Source organism: Thioclava sp. SK-1 (assembly GCF_001705665.1).
Lineage (GTDB): Bacteria > Pseudomonadota > Alphaproteobacteria > Rhodobacterales > Rhodobacteraceae > Thioclava.
Window position 1 is genome coordinate 14151 of the sequence record NZ_MDHA01000065.1, and the last position, 17708, is coordinate 31858.

Genomic DNA, 17708 nt, shown 5'->3' on the forward strand with positions numbered 1-17708 from the left:
TGCCCCTTTTGCCGCTTGGCCGATGCCAATCTGTGTGAAAGTGTCACACTTTCCGTCGCGGCGTCTTGATAGTAGGGTTCAGCCGCGCAAACAATATAGCCGACCTAAGGGGGAATATGACATGGCCATCCGCACGAAAACCTATGCGATTGGGGCAGGGTGCCTTGTTGTCCTTGGGCTTGGCGCCATGTGGGCGGTTCCTAAATTTTCCGACGGCTCGGACGATATCTTTGCGCAATGCCGCAGCAGCGCGGTATCGGGTGCGGGCACTTTGGGCGGCCCGTTCGAACTGGTGTCTGAAACCGGTGCGACCGTCACCGATACGGATGTCATTACTCAGCCCAGCCTGTTGTATTTCGGCTATACGTTTTGCCCTGATGTCTGCCCGTTCGATGTGGCCCGCAATGGCGAGGCCACGGCGATCCTGGATTCCCGCGGGCAGACCATTCAGCCGGTGTTTATCTCGGTGGACAGCGCGCGAGACACACCCGAAGTTGTGGCAGAATTTACCGATATTTTTCACCCGCGCATGCTTGGCTTGACCGGCTCTCCCGAACAAATTTCGGCGGCGTCGAAATCCTATCGCACCTATTTCAAGGTGCAAAACCCCGGGGACCCGTTGACGTTGATCGATCATTCGACCCAAAGCTATCTGGTGTTTCCAGAACTCGGATATGTAGAATTTTTCAATCGTGATCTGGCACCCGAGGCGATGGCCGATCGAATTGGCTGCTTTGTCGACGCATGGGACAAGAACAAAACCTGAAGTTAATGTCAGCTTGATTTGACCACCATTGTGCAAACGCCTAAATGTGGGGCGTATGATGTGAGGAATGAGTGATGTCGCAAGATATTTTCGCGGAGCTGGGCTCTGACCGCAGCCTGTTGTTGGTCGATGATGATCTGCCGTTCCTCACTCGTTTGGCCCGTGCGATGGAAAAACGCGGATTTGAGGTCGCCACAGCTGATTCCGTGGCGGCGGGCAAGGCGGCCGTCATGGCCACGCCGCAGGCCTATGCGGTAGTCGATCTGCGATTGGAAGATGGTAGTGGTCTTGATGTGGTTGAACTGCTTCGGGAAAAACGCCCTGATGCGCGGATTGTTGTGTTAACGGGCTATGGTGCGATTGCCACGGCGGTTGCGGCTGTGAAAATGGGGGCGACCGATTATCTGGCCAAGCCGGCGGACGCGACGGATGTCACCAATGCCTTATTGGCGCGCAATGATGATACGCCACCGCCACCCGAAAATCCAATGAGCGCGGATCGCGTCCGTTGGGAACATATTCAGCGTGTGTATGAGCTGTGCGACCGCAACGTGTCCGAGACAGCGCGACGGTTAAACATGCACCGTAGAACCTTGCAGCGCATTTTGGCCAAACGTAGCCCGCGCTAGGGGCGTTGGAATGCGTGCCACCCAATTCGGGTGGCTCTATGGCAGCGCTGCGCTTTTGGGCTGCGTCCAATAAGGCGGGTTTCCGATGGTGTCGGTCAGGAAATCCAAAAATACCGTAACCTTAGACGAGCGCATGCGGTTCTCTGGATACAGCAGATGAATTGCGCCGTTGATATGATCGGATCCAACCTGCCATTGTGGTAGGATGGGCTGCAACTGGCCCTGGGCCAGATGTTCATGTAACAGCCAGGTAGGGAACAGCACGATACCCTGCGCAGAAAGAGCCGCAGCGATCAGGCTGTCTGCATCATTGCTGCGCAAATCCCCGGCCACAGAATGCGGGCGCGCCTGCTCACCTTGGCGACTGAACTGCCACGGCATTTCGCCATTGTGACCTTTGTATATAAGGCAGTTATGCGCCCCAAGCGCATCGGGGTGAAGCGGCATTCCGCAGCGCTCTAGGTAGGGTGGCGCTGCGGCCATCACATATGTCTGATCTGCCAATTTGCGCCGAAGCAGGGTCGAATCCTTTAGACTGCCGATGCGGATAATAACATCTGCGCCATCCGCAATTGGGTCGATCAATGCATCTGTTAGCGTCAGCTCGACTTCCAATTCGGTGTAACGTGCCTGAAACATAGCCAGATGCGGGGCGACATGTCGGCGCCCAAAGGCCACAGGGGCGTTGATCCGCAAAATGCCGCGCGGCTCGCTTGCGCCACCCCGGACCTGTTCAGATGCCATGTCCAACGTATTCAGCGCATCACGCACCGATAGGAAATAGCTTCGGCCATGGTCGGTCAGCCGCAAAGAGCGGGTGTTACGCACCAGAAGCTTCTGCCCCAGCCCGTTCTCCAACCCGCTGATATAGCGTGACACCGAAGACACCGGCAATCCACGCCGCCGCGCGACCTCGCTAAAGCTGCCATGTGTCACGACTTCGACGAACAGCCGAAGGCCATTCAGGTTTATATCTTTGCTCATATTGCAAAGGAGATTACCATGATCCCATCATTGTTGTCTATTGCGCCGAGATTTAGGTCTGCCTCATCGCCAAAGGAGGCACTGTGAAACAGATCTTTACACTTATCATCGTCTTTGCCGCAGGGATGGGCCTGTCAGTCGAGGCTGGACTGCTTGGCCCGTTGGGTGAAACCGTTGGCCATATGTCGGCAACGCTGTGCATTTTTCTGGTTGGCGGACTGCTGCTGTCTTTGGCGCTGATTTTTGCGCCGACGCGGGCGCTGCCACAGCTGTTTTCACAACCACGTTGGATGCTGACAGGCGGCGTTTTGGGGCCGGTCTATGTGGTTATCATCACCACCGCGACACCGATCTTGGGGGTTGGAACGACGATGGTTGCAATCTTATTCGGGCAGATCGCAACAGGTCTTCTTCTGGATCATTTCGGCGCCTTTGGCGTCCCCCGCCAACGGGTTGATCGTTATCGCACCGGTGCGCTGTTCTTGATCGCCATCGCCTTGTTTCTTATTCACTGAGGTCACAAATGCTAAGCTTTATTCTTATCCCGTTGGCCCTGTTGGGCGGTGCGACACTTGCGGTGCAATCTTCGGTCAACGGACGACTTGGCGCGGCGGTGGGTATATTGGCGACCGCTTGGCTGACTTTTGTTGTTGGGTCGGTGATCAGCGTGCTGCTTGTGCTGTTCGTGCAGGCACCACAAGACATTAGCCTGTTGGCTGCGCCGCGCTGGCAAATGACAGGGGCATTCTTCGGAGTGTTCTATATTGTCGCAATGGTGTTTTCCGTGCCCTTGATTGGCATCGCCGCGGCAACCGTTGCCGTTGTGGCAGGGCAGCTAACGATGGGGCTGTTGATCGACAATTTTGCTTGGTTGGGCAACCAACGCATCGCACTGGATCCACAGCGCTGGGCGGCGATTGTTCTTTTGTTGGGGGCTATTGCCCTGATCTACCTTGGCAACCGCAAGCGCGAAACATCGTAACGCGCTCGCTGGGCTTGCGGCTCAGGATTTGTCCTGCACCGCAAGCACGTCGTCGGCGCTGGGCGTCGGCAAATCAAAGTAATCGAATGTGCCTGCGTAGCCATTGCCGCCCATCCGGCCCAGCGCATCCAATTTGCGATAATCGGAATAATGCGTTTCAGGGTCTATAATATCTTCGCGGATATGCGCCCTAACGATACGGCCAAGGATGATTTCTCGGGCAGAGCTGACGTTGATCCCCAAATAGCGTTCGCATTCAAACGCAACCGGGGCTTCGGCGATTCGCGGGCATTTCACCTTATCGCCGCGCACAGCCGTCAGGCCGGCGATCTGCAGTTCGTCAATCTGCGGTTCCAGATTGGCTGCGGTGACCGACATCGCCTTGGCATTGGGGCGATCAACGATATTGACGGTAAAACATTCGGTCATGCGAATATTATAGGCGGTGTCCTTAAAACTGCGGTCGGGTTTGTTTTCGACGCCCAGCGCGAGGATGGGTGGATCGGCGGACAGGCAGTTGAAAAACGAATAGGGCGCGGCATTGACCACCCCATCGGGTGAGATGGTCGTGACCCAGGCGATCGGACGCGGGACGATGGTGCCAATCATGACCTTATAGGCCTGTCGCGGCGTAAGATCCGCGAAATCAAAGGCGTGGTAACCGTCTTTCAGGGTCATTGGGCCAATTCCTTACCGTAGTGTGAGAGGATTGATTGGATACTATCTTCCTGTGCAGAAAGCTCTGCGCGGCCAGCAACAGCGCCAAGGTGATGATCCATAATTGACATAGCGCGAGGGGCGTCGCCTGCGCGAATGGCGTCGATAATCTGGGAATGCTCATCAACCGCACAGTCAGAGGAATGGCTGCGCGCATACATCGACATGATCAATGAGCAGCGCAAGACCACCTCTGAGACATATCGCACAAGCACATGGTTCCCGGTCAGCTCTGCCAGCAGCACATGGAATTCCCCCGCAAGCCGGATGGAAACGGGACCATCTTTGCCCCGCACAGTTTCTTCTTGCCGGACATGGGCCTGCAAACGATCATAGCCGTTTTCAGGCATTCGCAGGCAAAGCATTCTAATAACTTCATTTTCAAGGCATTTTCGAACCTCGAAGATTTGCTTGGCCTCTTCTCTGCTGGGTTCGGCCACAAAGGCACCGCGATTGCGGCGTGTGATCACCAAACCCTCATTTTCAAGCCGAACAAGCGCATGGCGCACGATTGTGCGACTGACGCCAAATTGCTCTCCGACGGTGTCTTCAGGCAGGCGCATACCGGGTTTCAACGCTTGTTCAATGATGGCCCGCCGAAGCAGGTCATGCACCGCGCTGGTCAGCGTATTCTTATTTTCGCTCATGATCTGTTTGCCTATCAAATTTGCACAAGTCTTATCGCATACGATTTTCAACGTCAACTGGATACAATTTACTTGCGCCGGGGTTTCTGCTGTGCAATCAAAAATAATATCGTATCCAATCTATTGGATCAGTAAATACAATCTTTATCCATGGGGACCGAAATCATGAGATTACGACAGCTTTTCCTTGTATCGGCGGCAGCCTTTAGCCTTGCAGGCGCAGTGCAGGCGGAAAATGTTCTGAAATGGGGTGCCAATCGCGACATTGGATCGCTGGATCCCTATTCCTATGGCGATAGCTTCACGATCAATGTGCTTAACCACGTCTATGAAGGGTTGGTGCGCTATAACAAAGATCTGAAGATCGAGCCCGCATTGGCCGAAAGCTGGGAAATTCTGGACGACAAGATCACATGGCGGTTTCACCTGCGTCACGGTGTCACTTTCCACAACGGTAACCCGTTTACGGCAGCGGATGTGGTGGCGTCTTTGACACGGGTCAGTGACGATACGTCGCCGTTGAAGGGCAATCTTCCCGCCTATGTCAGTTCAAAAGCCGTGGATGACTATACGGTCGATATCACGTTGAACGGCACCTATCCGCTGTTGCTGAATGATCTGACCAATATCCATATTTTTGATAAGGAATGGATGGTGGAACATGACGCCTTGATGCCCACGGATATTGGTGCGGGCACAGAAGGCTATGCCACCTATCATGCCAATGGCACTGGCCCGTTCATTGTGGAAAGCCGCCAACCCGACGCGAAAACGGTGTTTGTGGCCAATCCGAATTGGTGGGACGAGCCGCAGCACAATTTAGACCGGATTGAGCTAACGCCGGTCAATTCGGCAGCCACGCGGGTGGCTGCGCTGCTGTCGGGTGAAATCAGCTTTACCAATGATGCGCCGGTGCAGGATTTGCCGCGACTTGCGGCGGCCCCGAATGTCGAGGTGCTGGAAGGTGTTGACCTGCGCACCGTGCTGATCGGCTTCCCGTTCCGAGAGACATTGACCAATGGCGAGCCAAACCCTTTTGTCAAAAAATCCGTGCGCGAGGCGCTGTATAAGGCGATTGACCTGGATCTGATCCAGCAAAAAGTAATGCGTGGGAAGTCCCGTATTGCCGGTGCGACGGTGGCGCCGCCGATCCCGGGCTATGTGGACGCGCTGGACACCGTCCCTGGTTTTGATCCCGAAGCATCCAAAGTGCTTTTGGCACAGGCCGGCGTTCCTGAAGGATTAGAGTTTGAATTCAATTGCCTCAGCGATGGGTTGGTGAATGAGGAGCAATTCTGTCAGGCTATTGCATCCATGTGGAGCAGGATCGGCTTGGCGCCAAAGCTTGATGTCGCGCCGAGAGCGGTGCAATCGCCCAAACGCACCAACGGGAAGACGGACGTCTATACGCTTGGCTGGGCGACGTTGCCTTTGCTCGACAGCTATTCGCCGCTGTTGCAGATCTTTCATAGCAAAGATGGCAATGCGGGTGTGTTTAACTGGGGCGGATGGTCCTACCCAGAGCTGGATAAATTGATCGACGCGGCTGGCAGCGAGCTGGATCTGGACGCGCGGCTTGCCCTGCAGACCAAAGCACTGGAAATGGTCAAGGATGAGATGATCATGATCCCGCTGCATCAGCAGCCGATGGCCTGGGCCGTCACGCAAGATGTAGAACAGATGCCGCTGTTTCCCGATGCCAAGCCCCGGCTTTGGTTCGCACGTATGGCCTCAGGGTCGTAACGGCTGTTCCGGGCCGCCCGTCATGGTGGCCCGCTTCCCGCAAAGTGACCTTCATTCAGCAAGAGGCGTGATGCGATGTCGCGCGCGTGTCTTGCCCCCTGTCTGATGGAGACGGTAGATGATTGCTTTCCTTTTAAAACGCACTGCCAATGCGGCGTTTGTTATGCTGGCGGTGGCGCTGTTGGCCTTCGTGATCTTTCGATTTTTCGGTGATCCCGTTGAGATGATGGTGAATGAACAGGCGACGCAGGCCGACCGGATGGAACTGCGCGAGCGGCTGGGTCTGAACGACAGCTTCGTCACCCAATATACCCGGTTTGTCAGCAATGCGGCGCAGGGGAATTTTGGTATTTCCTATCGCAACCAACAAGATGTCATGGTGCTGATCAAAGAGCGGTTCCCTGCCACGTTTGAATTGGTTCTGGTGGCGACGGTGATCTCACTCGTGGTGGGGATCCCGGCGGGTGTGATCACGGCGGTATATCGCGAATCCCGCCTGGCCAATATGCTGCAGCTTGGCTCCATTGTCGGGGTCTCCCTGCCCAGCTTTGTGGTCGGTATATTACTGATCCTTGCGTTTTCCGTATCTCTTGGCTGGTTGCCCGCCTTTGGCCGGGGCGAGACGATGGACATCGGCTGGTGGTCGACCGGGCTTTTAACGCCCTCTGGGCGCGCGGCGCTGGTGCTGCCTGCGATTTCGTTGTCGACATTTCAGGTGACCTTGGTGATGCGTCTGGTCCGTGCCGAGATGTTGGAGACCCTGCGTGCCGATTATGTAAAATTTGCCCGGGCGCGGGGTGTGCCGGCGCGCCGGGTTCATTGGCGCCACGCGTTGCGCAATTGCCTGATGCCGGTGATCACGTTGACCGGGATGCAGATTGGCAACCTGATCGCCTTTGCATTGGTGACCGAGACGGTCTTCCAATGGCCCGGCATGGGGATGCTGTTCATTCAGGCCGTCACCTTCGTCGATATTCCCGTGATGGCGGCTTATCTGATGATCGTTTCCTTTATTTTCGTGGCACTGAACACCTGTGTCGACATCACCTATGCCTGGGTGGATCCGCGCCTGCGCGATGACACGGCCCGTGCCGGTGGCCGCAATGGCTGAGAAGGAGAGCAAGATGGAACATCCTATCCCGCCAACCGATACGAGTGCTGCGGTGCCATTTGTGCGCCATACATGGGTGCAACGTCTTAAAGACAGCGATCTGTGGCATTCTTTTTGCACGCATCCTTCTGCGATCTTTGCGGCGGCTCTGCTGATCTTGGTCGCTGTGACCGCGGCTCTTGCGCCGGTATTGTCGCCGCAAAACCCCTATGATCTGGCGGCGTTGGAACTGTGGAACTCTGAGATCCCTCCGCTGTGGCACGATGGGGGGCAAGCGCCCTTTGTGCTTGGCACGGATACGCAGGGCCGCGATATCCTATCCGCGCTGCTCTATGGGTCGCGTATCTCGTTGATCATTGGCTTTGCATCGGTGCTGGTGGCGCTGGCGATCGGGTTGTCGCTTGGTCTGATGGCCGGGTATTTCGGCGGTTGGATTGATAACGTGATCATGCGGGTGGGCGATGTACTGTTGTCGATGCCGTTTATTTTGATCGCTATCTTGATCACGGCCATTGCTACGGCATCGCTGCCAACGGGACTGAAAGATGTGCTGGCCGCGCCGATCTTGATCTTTGCCATCGCGGTCCCGTCCTGGGTGCAATATGCGCGCACGGTGCGGGCCAGCGCGATGGTCGAGGCCAAGAAAGAATATGTGCAGGCTGCCAAGCTGATCCGGGTCAAGCCTTGGCGCATCATGGTGCAGCATATCCTGCCCAATTGCCTGACCCCGATCATGGTGGCGGCGACGTTGAACTTCGGTCTGGCAATTTTATCCGAGGCAACATTGTCCTTCCTTGGTGTGGGCATGCCGCCAGATCAGCCCTCGCTGGGCACGCTGATCCGTATCGGCAATCAATATCTTTTCTCAGGGCTGTGGTGGATCGTGGTCTTCCCGTCGATCCAGCTGTGCCTGATCGTGCTGTCGGTCAACATGATCGGCGATTGGCTGCGCGATGCGCTTAACCCTAAACTTCGGTGATTTTCATGACTGCTAAGACCCTTAAAAACGTCCGCCCGATGTCCGGCCCGGTGACCGATCTGCATATCGTGGATGGCAGGTTTGCGGCACAGGCCCCACAGGGCGCTGACGTAATCGACTGCGGCGGGCGGATCCTTCTGCCCGGCCTTGTAGAGGCCCATACCCATCTGGACAAATCCCTGCTGGGTCTGCCGTGGTATCACAATGAGGTTGGGCCGCGCCTGATCGACAAGATCAATAATGAGCGTGAGGTCAAGGTCGCGCTGGGACTTGATCCACAGGTGCAAAGTGAGCGCCATGCGATCTTGGCCATGTCCTATGGCTGCACGCATATCCGCAGCCATGTGGATGTTGATACTCATCATGGTCTTGCGGGGATCGAAGGTGTCATGGCCACCCGCGAAAAGCTGGCAGGCATGGTGGATATCGAAATCGTGGCCTTTCCTCAATCGGGGATGATGACCCGTCCGGGCACCGCCGAGCTGATGGATGAGGCGCTGGCGATGGGCGCTGATCTGGTCGGCGGTATCGACCCTTGCGGCATGGAGCATGACCCCAAAGGCCATCTTGATACGGTCTTTGCGCTGGCCGAAAAGCATGGCAAGCCGATTGATATTCATTTGCATGAACGCGATGCGCTTGGCTGGTTTTCGATGGAGGAAATCCTTGATCGAACCATTGCCTTGGGAATGCAGGGCAAAGTGGCGATCAGCCATGCGTTTTGCCTTGGGGCGGTGGATCGTGGCTATGTGACCGGGCTGCATGAAAGGCTGGCGCAAAACCAGATCCATATCTTGACGACCGCGCCTGCTTCGGCCCCGGTGCCAGCGGTCAAAGAGCTGAAAGCGCACGGTATTTTGACCGGCGCTGGCTGTGATGGCATTCGCGATACCTGGGGCCCCTATGGCAATTCAGATATGTTGGAAAAAGCCATGCATATCGGAATGCGCAACAATCTGCGCCGCGATGATGATATGGCGCTCGCGCTAGAAATCTGCACGTTTGGCGGCGCGGCGATCATGCAGGCCGAAGGCTATGGTCTGGACGTCGGATGCCGCGCCGATTGCCTGCTGGTGGAGGGCGAAACACTGGCCGAGGCGATTGTGACACATGCGCCGCGCAAGCTGGTGTTGAAGGGTGGGGCGGTCACTGCGCGGGATGGTGCCTGCGTGATCGTGGCACCGTGATGATGGGCCGCACGCGTCTTTCGGCTCGTTGGGTGATTGGTCACCGCGATGGCCGCCACATTATATATGAAAACGGCGTAGTGGTGATCGACGGCACGCAGGTGGTCTATGTCGGCCCGCAGTTTGATGGGCCGGTGGCCCGGCAGATTGATTATGGCCAGGCCGTGATCTCACCGGGGTTCATTGACCTGGATGCTGTGTCCGATCTGGATACGACGATCCTTGGCTATGACAACGGTCCGGCGTGGAAAAAGGGGCGCGTGTGGCCTGATACCTATGTGGCGCGTGGCCCATATGAGATGTATTCGGCGCAAGAGCTGGCATTTCAAAAGCATCATGCTTTTGCCCAGCTGATCCGGAACGGCATCACGACCGCGCTGCCGATTGCATCCCTGTTTTACCGCGAATGGGGGGAGACGGTTGCCGAATTTGACGCAGCTGCAGCGGCGGCGCAGGCGCTTGGGCTGCGGGTCTATCTGGGACCGGCCTATCGCACGGGGGGGCAGGTGACAGATGCTGCAGGCACCATCCGCGCGGTCTATGATGAAGACCGTGGACTACGCGCCTTAGCGCAGGCAGGGGAATTCGCGGCCCGGATTGACGGCGCGGCAGGCGGTCGGATCCGCGCGATGTTTGCGCCCGACCGGATTGAAACCTGCACGCAAACGCTGTTGTGCCGGACGGCGGATATGGCCGCCGATATGGACGCGCCGGTGCGTCAGCATTGTAGCCAATCTAAGACAGAGCTGCGGCTTCTGCGCGATCAACATGGCTGTGCGCCCATCGAATGGCTGCACCAGATTGGCGTTTTGCGCAGCAATTGGCTGTTGCCCCATGGCACGCATGCGACCCCGGCCGAGTTTGACCTGATCGCGGCAGCACAGGCCACATTGGTGCATTGCCCCCTTGTTGCGGCACGTCATGGCACGATGCTGCGCTCTTTTTCGGCCTGTCGTGCAAAAGGGATCAATATTGGATTGGGCACTGATACCTATCCAGCTGATATGATATTGAACATGCAGATCGCGATGATCACGGCGCGTTTGGCCGACGGGGCGCAGGCACTGCGATCCGAGGATATGTTTGACGCGGCAACTTTGGGTGGCGCGCACGCCTTGAACCGGCCGGATCTGGGCAGGCTTGCGCCCGGCGCCAAGGCCGATATCACAGTGATCGATCTACGCGATCGGTTGCAAACGCCTGATCCTGTGCAAACCCTGATGACCGCTTGCACGGGCCGCGATGTGCGGGATGTCTGGATCGACGGGTGCCAGGTCATGGCCGATGGCGTGATCCCCGGGATTGATGAGGCAAAAGATGCCGCTAGTGCACAGGCTCAGTTTGATGGGCTGGTGACGAAATACCCCGACAGAACGCTTGGGCATCCGCCAGTTTCCGACATTTTCATCCCCAGTTATGAAAGGGCCGCACCATGAGCGATATCGTACTGGACGTAAAAAATCTGCGCGTTGAATTCCCTACGCGAAAGGGCGTGCTGACCGCAGTGAATGACATATCCTTGCAAATCCGGCGTGGTGAAATCCTTGGCATGGTTGGGGAATCCGGTGCAGGGAAGTCCATGACCGGGATGGCAATCCTTGGGTTGCTAGAGCCACCGGGCCGTATTGCTGCAGGCTCAATTCACCTGTCCGGGGATCGGATTGATGATCTGGACGACCGCGCGATGCAGCCTGTGCGCGGGCAGCGCATCGGGGCAATTTTCCAAGACCCGCTGACCTCGCTTAACCCGTTGTTTCGGGTCGGGGATCAGTTGGTGGAAACGATTTGCCTGCATACGAACCTGACAAAGACACAGGCGCGGGAACGGGCAAAAGATCTGATGCGCGAAGTCGGCATTCCGGCAGTCGAAGAGCGGATCGACAGCTATCCGCATCAATTTTCGGGCGGTATGCGGCAACGGATTGTCATCGCATTGGCCCTATGCGCCGAGCCAGAGCTGATCGTGGCAGATGAGCCGACCACCGCGTTGGACGTGTCTATTCAGGCCCAGATCACCGCGCTGCTGAAGCGGCTGTGCCGGGAGCGTGGCACCGCGGTGATGCTGGTCACGCATGATATGGGCGTGATTGCGGAAACCGCAGATCGGGTGGCGGTGATGTATGCAGGACGGTTGGTCGAAGTGGGCACAGTGGACGAAATCGTGCGTCGTCCGAAACATCCCTATACCACCGGTTTGATGGGTTCGATCCCATCCTTGCGCAAAGATGTGGAGGAATTGCAGATGATCCCGGGATCAATGCCGCGTTTGAATGACATTCCCGATGGCTGTGCCTTCAACCCGCGCTGCACCCAGGCGGGTGCAAGATGTCGACGTGATGTGCCCAGTATTGGGGCGGGGCCGACCGGGGTCGCCTGTTGGCTTGCACAAGAAGGAGCCTGTGCATGAATATTCATCGCAACGCTATCCTAGAGGTCGAAGCGCTGGAGCGCCATTTTGATGTCTCCGCGCCGTGGCTTAACCGGTTGATTGAACGTAAGCCGCGTCGCACGCTGCGGGCCGTTGACGGAGTCGATTTTGACATTCAGCGCGGTCAGACCCTTGCTTTGGTCGGTGAATCGGGGTGCGGTAAAAGCACGATCGCCAAGCTTGTCACGGGGCTGCACCCGCCATCGGGCGGTTCCATCCGTTTTCATGGCGACCGCGACCGGATGCAGATGATTTTTCAAGACCCGTTTGCAAGCTTGAACCCCCGCTGGCGTGTGGGTCGTATCATTGCGGAACCTTTACGTACATTGCGCCCTGACACGCCCGCGGCTCAGGTCATGGCCCGTGTGGATGAGCTGTTGCGCATCGTCGGGCTGACCCCATCAGACGGGCTGAAATTCCCGCATGAATTTTCGGGTGGGCAGCGGCAGCGGATTTCCATCGCGCGCGCGCTTGCCGGAGAACCAGAGTTTCTGGTTTGTGATGAGCCGACTTCGGCGCTGGATGTATCGGTGCAGGCGCAGGTGCTGAATCTGATGAAGCGGCTGCAAAAACAGATGGGGCTGACCTATCTGTTTATCAGCCATGACCTAAGCGTGGTGCGCCATATGGCGGATGTGATTGCGGTTATGTATCTGGGCCGGATTGTGGAAATTCAGCCTGCGGCCGATCTGTTCGCCAACCCGTTGCATCCCTATACGCGGCTGCTATTGGACACGATCCCGGATCTGGAGGCACCCAAACGTGACCGAACCCCGATGGGAGGGGAGGTGCCATCGCCTGTTTCACCGCCGACGGGATGCAGCTTTCATCCCCGCTGTCCGCTGGCAATTGCGCGCTGCGCCACAGAACGGCCACAGCGTCAGCCAGATGTCCACAACCGTCGCGTCGCCTGTTTTGCGGCACATAGCGACAGGTCGTGACAGGGGCGGGATCTTCGGGGCTGGGCGCAAACCCTGCCCCGAAGATATGGGTATAAGAAGACCGCTTTAGATGATCTTGGTTTCAATCCGGCCAAGCCCTGCGATTTCAACCGCAATGACATCGCCGCGTTCCAGCGCACCAACCCCGGCAGGTGTGCCGGTCATAATCAGATCACCGGGACGAAGTTCGACCGATTGCGATAGGGCCGAGATGACCTCATCCACGCCCCAGATCATCATGTTCAAATCGCCATTTTGACGTTCGACACCGTTAACAAAGCTTTTGATAGCGCCCGAATTCAACGGTCCGGTATCGGCGACCGGATGCACTGGCCCGATCACCGCGCTGCCATCGAAACCCTTGGACAGATCCCATGGGCGTTTAAGCGATTTGGCGACAGATTGCATGTCGCGCCGCGTCAGGTCATTGCCGATCGCATAGCCAAAGATGCAGGTTTGGGCTTCGTCAATATTGAGATCACGCCCGCCAGCGCCCAGCGCCACGACCAGTTCTCCTTCATAATGCAGGTCCTCGGTCTGTGGGGGGTAGGGCATATCCTGTCCGGCGGCAGAGACGGCATCGGCGGGTTTTGAAAAGAAGAATGGCGGTTCGCGGTCCGGGTCATGACCCATTTCGCGGGCGTGATCTGCAAAATTGCGACCTACGCAATAGATCCTGCGGATAGGGAACAGCGTGTCTTGCCCCGCGATGGGCAGAGCAGGGGTCACAGGCGGATCGAAAACATATCTCTGCATCGTGCTCACTTTGCAAAAAGTCCTTCGTAATCGGCAAACCCTTTGATTTCGATCGGGTTGCCCGAAGGGTCAAAGAAGAACATCGTGCGCTGCTCTCCGGGTTCGCCTTCAAATCGCACGACGGGCGGGATGTCGAACCCGACGCCTTTGGCCTGCAGACGTTCGGCCAGTACTTTCCAATCGTCAAGCCGCAAGACTGCGCCCATATGCGGCATCATCACCATATGATCGCCGACCTTGCCGGTGCGTGAAGTTGGGAAGGGCGTGCCCAGATGCAGTGACAATTGATGACCGAAGAAATCGAAATCGACCCAGGTGTCGGTGGAGCGGCCTTCTTCACAGCCCAGAACATCACCGTAAAAACGGCGAGTTTCATCCAGGTCCGTGACGTGAATCGCAAGGTGGAACAGGGATTTCATACTGTGTCCTTTCCGCGCATCAACGCGCATATGTTTCAAAACTGCCTTTTCCTTGCGCAGGCTTGCTGTGCCGTAAAGGGGCATTGCGTAGCCGGTTGGCTGTGTGATTGGCGGAATTTACATGGATATTTATTTTGCAATGTGAATTTTAATCGTTTAATTTCAATATGATAGAATTCTTTCTTGGGCGTTCCAGAGGGTGTTGGTGATGCTGAATATATAATTAAATCATATATTACTAATTATATAATAATCCTGATCTATATTGGCTTTTCCTGCGAGTGGTGACGTTTTAGGCAGCAAGGGCGTTGCGACACAAATCGCCCAATTCACTTTAACCAACAGGAAGCTCCCATGATGAAATCCTCCCTACTTGCCAGTGTTGCTTTGATCGGTTTGGCCGTCTCGGCTGTGGCCGAACCTGCCGCGGTAAAGCCCGACGGATATAAGGTTGCACTGGACGGCACATTTGCGCCGCATGCGATGCCCACGATGTCGGGTGATGTTGAAGGGTTCAACGTTGACCTGGCAGCCGCGATTGGTGAGAAGCTTGGCGTTGATGTCGACGTAACGGCGGCGCAGTTTTCTGGGCTGATCCCGGCGTTGCAGGCGGGCACCTATGATTTCCTTGTTGCACCGACCACGGTGACGCAAGAGCGTGCGGAAAACCTGCTGTTCACCGAAGGGTTTATGGATACCAACTTCCGGTTTGTTGTTCCGGCGGGTTCGGAAGGGTTTGACAGCCTGGAATCGTTCCGGGGCAAAACCATTGCTGTCAATAAAGGCTCTGTCTATGAGGCGTTTGTGACGGAGCATGCCGAGGAGTACGATTGGACGGTGACCAGCTTTGGCACCAATACCGATGCGATCCAGGCTGTTTTGTCAGGCCGGGCAGATGCGAATATGGCCGGTGCGACCGTGTCGGCCTGGGCTGCGAAGAAGAACCCCAAGATTGAACTGGCGTTTGAATATCCCACGGGGTTGGTCTGGGGCCTGCCCTTCCGCAAGGATGATGCGGCGACCCGTGATCTGATTGATTCCGTTTTGGAATGTATGAAGACCGATGGCACGATGGCGGCGTTGTCTGAAAAATGGTTCGGCGTGACACCTTCGGAAGGCGCGACGATCATTACCCCAACACCTGGCTATGGCACGCCCGGTTTTGACGGGTATGAAGATACCGCACATGAGATCACCTGCGCATTCTAACAACCCTGCGCGTGTGACGCGGATAGGCCCTCCTCCCCTCCCCACATACGGGCCTATCCGCCCCCTTAAAACCAAGAAGAACAGGCCGCGACAGATGACTGCTTCCCGCACCATGCTAGAGATCCATGCGTTGGAAAAACGCTTTGACCAGACTGAAGTTTTGAAAAATATCGACCTGAAAGTCGGTGAAGGTGAACTGGTCTTTGTGATCGGCCCATCGGGGTCTGGCAAATCGACGATGTTGCGATGCTGCAACCGGCTGGAAGAGCCGACGTCTGGCGCGATCATGATTGACCGTGAGCGGATCACCGATATTCCGCGCCGGGATCTGGACCGGATGCGGTTGAAGGTCGGCATGGTGTTCCAAGGGTTTCATTTGTATCCGCATATGTCGGTGTTGAAAAATGTGATGTTGGCACAGGTCAAGGCGTTGGGCCGCAGCAAACCCGAGGCACAGGCACGCGCCCTGGACATGTTGGATCAAGTGGGGCTGAAGCATAAGGCCGATGCCAAACCCGCCGAACTGTCAGGGGGGCAACAACAGCGTGTGGCCATTGCGCGTGCGCTGGCGTTGGACCCGAAAGTGATGTTGTTTGATGAGCCGACTTCGGCGCTTGACCCCGAGCTTGTGGGCTCTGTTTTGAAGGTGATGAAAGAGTTGCGCGAAAAGGGTATGACGATGTTGGTTGTCAGCCATGAGATGGCCTTCGCCCGCGAGGCCGCTGACCGCGTGGTGTTCATGGACGGTGGATATGTGATCGAACAGGGCCCACCAGATGAGCTGTTTGGAAATCCGAAATCAGATCGTTTGAAGGCCTTTTTGTCACGCGTTTCAGGGAATGAGGCCGCCTGATGCGCTTCTTCGAGACGTTCTTCAACCTGAGTGTGATCGAGAAATATCTACCAGATCTGATCGCGGCGATGGGTGTCACGCTGTATCTTGCGGTGGCGACGATCTTGACCGGTGTCTTATGTGGTGCGGCGTTGGCCTGTCTGCGTGCGGCTGGAAATCGCTATGTGAATTTCATCATCATTATGTTTGCCGATATGATGCGTGCGCTGCCGCCATTGGTGCTGATCTTGATCTTATTCTTTGGCATGCCGTCCTTGGGGATCAACCTGTCAGGTGAAATGGTCATCTATCTGGTGTTGTCCTGTGTCCTGATGGCCTTTGCCGAAGAAATCTTTTGGGGCGGGCTGACATCGGTGACGGCAGGCCAATGGGAGGCTGGGCGCGCCACCGGACTGTCCAAGGCGCAGACCCTGTTCTACATTGCCTTTCCGCAGGCGTTTCGTATGGGGATCCCGCCGCTGGTGAATCGCGTATTGGCGACAACCAAGTTAACGGCGCTGGGCTCTGTTATCGGGGTCAAAGAGATCTTGTCTGTATCGTCATCGGCGCAGAGCTTCTCTGGTTCGGCTACGCCGCTGACCATGGCTGCGCTTGCCTATATGATCATTTTCATCCCCGCTGTTATCGCCTCGCATCAGATCGAGCGGCGCTTCCGCTACACACGTTAAGGGGACAGATATGGAAGCGTTTCTCGACACTTTCTTCAATATTGACATCATGCTTCAGGCGCTGCCGCTGCTGCTGAAAGGCGCGGTTGTCACGCTAAAACTTTGTGCGGTGGTCATTGTGCTGGGGCTGTGCGGTGGGTTGATGCTGGCCTTGGGGGCACTCAGCCCACGGCGCTGGCTGCGGTGGTCTTCCATCGTCTATATCGACCTGTTCCGGGCCGTTCCGCCGCTTGTTTTGCTGGTATTCGTCTATTCCGGCCTGCCCTTCGCCGGGATCCGGTTAAGCCCCTTTGTGGCCGTGGTGATTGCATTTTTCCTTAACAATTCTGCGTATTTCGCAGAGGTGTTTCGGGCCGGCATTACCTCTGTTCCCAAGGGGCAGTCAGAAGCGGCGCGCGCCACGGGCCTAAGCCCGGTGCAATGCATGGGCTACATCGTGCTGCCCCAAGCGGTGCGCAATGTCTTGCCCGACCTTTTGTCGAACACCGTGGAGGTGGTCAAACTGACCTCTTTGGCCTCTGTCGTGTCGCTATCAGAGCTACTGTATTCCGCAAATATGGCGCGCTCTGTCACCTACAATTCCTCGCCCCTTGTAATGGCGGCGATCCTTTATCTGGCCGTGCTCTGGCCGCTGGTGCGGGTGATTTCCCGGTATCAGCGCGGACTGGCCGTGAACTGACACAATGCTA

20 protein-coding genes are annotated in these 17708 nt (G+C 56.6%); 15 read left to right on the forward strand and 5 right to left on the reverse strand.

What is annotated here, in order from left to right:
• The first annotated feature begins 121 nt into the window (after positions 1 to 121).
• Positions 122 to 766, forward strand: a complete 645-nt coding sequence (locus tag BFP70_RS14905) for an SCO family protein (RefSeq protein ID WP_066012449.1) — start codon at positions 122 to 124, stop codon at positions 764 to 766.
• Between the two features lie 74 nt (positions 767 to 840).
• Positions 841 to 1395 carry an ActR/PrrA/RegA family redox response regulator transcription factor gene (locus BFP70_RS14910; protein WP_066012450.1) on the forward strand — a complete coding sequence of 185 codons (555 nt, stop codon included), beginning with the start codon at positions 841 to 843 and terminating at the stop codon, positions 1393 to 1395.
• Between the two features lie 36 nt (positions 1396 to 1431).
• Here BFP70_RS14910 and BFP70_RS14915 read toward each other — a convergent pair whose 3' ends face one another.
• Positions 1432 to 2379 carry a LysR family transcriptional regulator gene (locus BFP70_RS14915; RefSeq protein ID WP_066012451.1) on the reverse strand — a complete coding sequence of 316 codons (948 nt, stop codon included), beginning with the start codon at positions 2377 to 2379 and terminating at the stop codon, positions 1432 to 1434.
• A gap of 83 nt (positions 2380 to 2462) precedes the next feature.
• On the opposite strand from BFP70_RS14915, the gene BFP70_RS14920 reads away from it, so the two are divergent.
• Both BFP70_RS14920 and BFP70_RS14925 read left to right on the forward strand, forming a co-directional pair.
• Complete coding sequence (locus tag BFP70_RS14920; RefSeq protein ID WP_066012452.1) at positions 2463 to 2894, forward strand: DMT family transporter; 432 nt, start codon at positions 2463 to 2465, stop codon at positions 2892 to 2894.
• Between the two features lie 8 nt (positions 2895 to 2902).
• Positions 2903 to 3361, forward strand: a complete 459-nt coding sequence (locus BFP70_RS14925) for a DMT family transporter (RefSeq protein ID WP_066012453.1) — start codon at positions 2903 to 2905, stop codon at positions 3359 to 3361.
• A gap of 21 nt (positions 3362 to 3382) precedes the next feature.
• Here the strand turns inward: BFP70_RS14925 and BFP70_RS14930 are convergent, their stop codons facing one another.
• Both BFP70_RS14930 and BFP70_RS14935 read right to left on the reverse strand, forming a co-directional pair.
• The gene (locus BFP70_RS14930) at positions 3383 to 4039 is read right to left on the reverse strand and encodes a flavin reductase family protein (RefSeq protein ID WP_066012454.1); all 657 of its coding nucleotides are present in this window, start codon (positions 4037 to 4039) and stop codon (positions 3383 to 3385) included.
• On the reverse strand, positions 4036 to 4725 hold the full coding sequence (locus BFP70_RS14935) for a GntR family transcriptional regulator (protein ID WP_066012455.1): 690 nt from the start codon (positions 4723 to 4725) through the stop codon (positions 4036 to 4038). Before BFP70_RS14935 ends, BFP70_RS14930 begins: the two co-directional genes overlap by 4 nt.
• A 165-nt stretch (positions 4726 to 4890) precedes the next feature.
• On the opposite strand from BFP70_RS14935, the gene BFP70_RS14940 reads away from it, so the two are divergent.
• The 7 genes from BFP70_RS14940 (at position 4891) to BFP70_RS14970 (ending at position 13114) form a co-directional block, all read left to right on the forward strand.
• On the forward strand, positions 4891 to 6468 hold the full coding sequence (locus BFP70_RS14940; RefSeq protein WP_141693220.1) for an ABC transporter substrate-binding protein: 1578 nt from the start codon (positions 4891 to 4893) through the stop codon (positions 6466 to 6468).
• Between the two features lie 118 nt (positions 6469 to 6586).
• A complete protein-coding gene (locus tag BFP70_RS14945) occupies positions 6587 to 7579 on the forward strand; it encodes an ABC transporter permease (protein ID WP_066012456.1) in 993 nt (330 codons plus the stop codon).
• Between the two features lie 13 nt (positions 7580 to 7592).
• Positions 7593 to 8558, forward strand: a complete 966-nt coding sequence (locus tag BFP70_RS14950) for an ABC transporter permease (RefSeq protein WP_066012457.1) — start codon at positions 7593 to 7595, stop codon at positions 8556 to 8558.
• Between the two features lie 5 nt (positions 8559 to 8563).
• Positions 8564 to 9745 carry an amidohydrolase family protein gene (locus BFP70_RS14955; RefSeq protein WP_066012556.1) on the forward strand — a complete coding sequence of 394 codons (1182 nt, stop codon included), beginning with the start codon at positions 8564 to 8566 and terminating at the stop codon, positions 9743 to 9745.
• Positions 9745 to 11181, forward strand: a complete 1437-nt coding sequence (locus BFP70_RS14960; RefSeq protein WP_066012458.1) for a chlorohydrolase family protein — start codon at positions 9745 to 9747, stop codon at positions 11179 to 11181. Before BFP70_RS14955 ends, BFP70_RS14960 begins: the two co-directional genes overlap by 1 nt.
• Complete coding sequence (locus BFP70_RS14965) at positions 11178 to 12152, forward strand: ABC transporter ATP-binding protein (RefSeq protein ID WP_066012459.1); 975 nt, start codon at positions 11178 to 11180, stop codon at positions 12150 to 12152. Before BFP70_RS14960 ends, BFP70_RS14965 begins: the two co-directional genes overlap by 4 nt.
• A complete protein-coding gene (locus tag BFP70_RS14970; protein ID WP_066012460.1) occupies positions 12149 to 13114 on the forward strand; it encodes an ABC transporter ATP-binding protein in 966 nt (321 codons plus the stop codon). Before BFP70_RS14965 ends, BFP70_RS14970 begins: the two co-directional genes overlap by 4 nt.
• Before the next feature lie 66 nt (positions 13115 to 13180).
• Here the strand turns inward: BFP70_RS14970 and BFP70_RS14975 are convergent, their stop codons facing one another.
• Together BFP70_RS14975 and BFP70_RS14980 are read right to left on the reverse strand one after the other, a co-directional pair.
• Positions 13181 to 13870 (reverse strand): fumarylacetoacetate hydrolase family protein, encoded by a 690-nt coding sequence (locus tag BFP70_RS14975; protein WP_066012461.1) that lies wholly within the window; start codon positions 13868 to 13870, stop codon positions 13181 to 13183.
• 5 nt (positions 13871 to 13875) lie between these two features.
• Positions 13876 to 14289 carry a VOC family protein gene (locus BFP70_RS14980; RefSeq protein ID WP_066012557.1) on the reverse strand — a complete coding sequence of 138 codons (414 nt, stop codon included), beginning with the start codon at positions 14287 to 14289 and terminating at the stop codon, positions 13876 to 13878.
• Positions 14290 to 14643: 354 nt separating this feature from the next.
• On the opposite strand from BFP70_RS14980, the gene BFP70_RS14985 reads away from it, so the two are divergent.
• From BFP70_RS14985 to BFP70_RS15000, 4 genes are all read left to right on the forward strand, one after another.
• Entirely contained in the window at positions 14644 to 15498 is an 855-nt protein-coding gene (locus BFP70_RS14985) for a transporter substrate-binding domain-containing protein (protein ID WP_066012462.1), read from the forward strand.
• Between the two features lie 112 nt (positions 15499 to 15610).
• Positions 15611 to 16351 carry an amino acid ABC transporter ATP-binding protein gene (locus BFP70_RS14990; protein ID WP_066012558.1) on the forward strand — a complete coding sequence of 247 codons (741 nt, stop codon included), beginning with the start codon at positions 15611 to 15613 and terminating at the stop codon, positions 16349 to 16351.
• Positions 16351 to 17019 carry an amino acid ABC transporter permease gene (locus tag BFP70_RS14995; protein ID WP_083217542.1) on the forward strand — a complete coding sequence of 223 codons (669 nt, stop codon included), beginning with the start codon at positions 16351 to 16353 and terminating at the stop codon, positions 17017 to 17019. Before BFP70_RS14990 ends, BFP70_RS14995 begins: the two co-directional genes overlap by 1 nt.
• A gap of 10 nt (positions 17020 to 17029) precedes the next feature.
• Positions 17030 to 17698: an amino acid ABC transporter permease gene (locus BFP70_RS15000; RefSeq protein WP_066012464.1), complete on the forward strand. Its 669-nt coding sequence runs from the start codon at positions 17030 to 17032 to the stop codon at positions 17696 to 17698.
• The last annotated feature ends 10 nt before the right edge of the window (positions 17699 to 17708 follow it).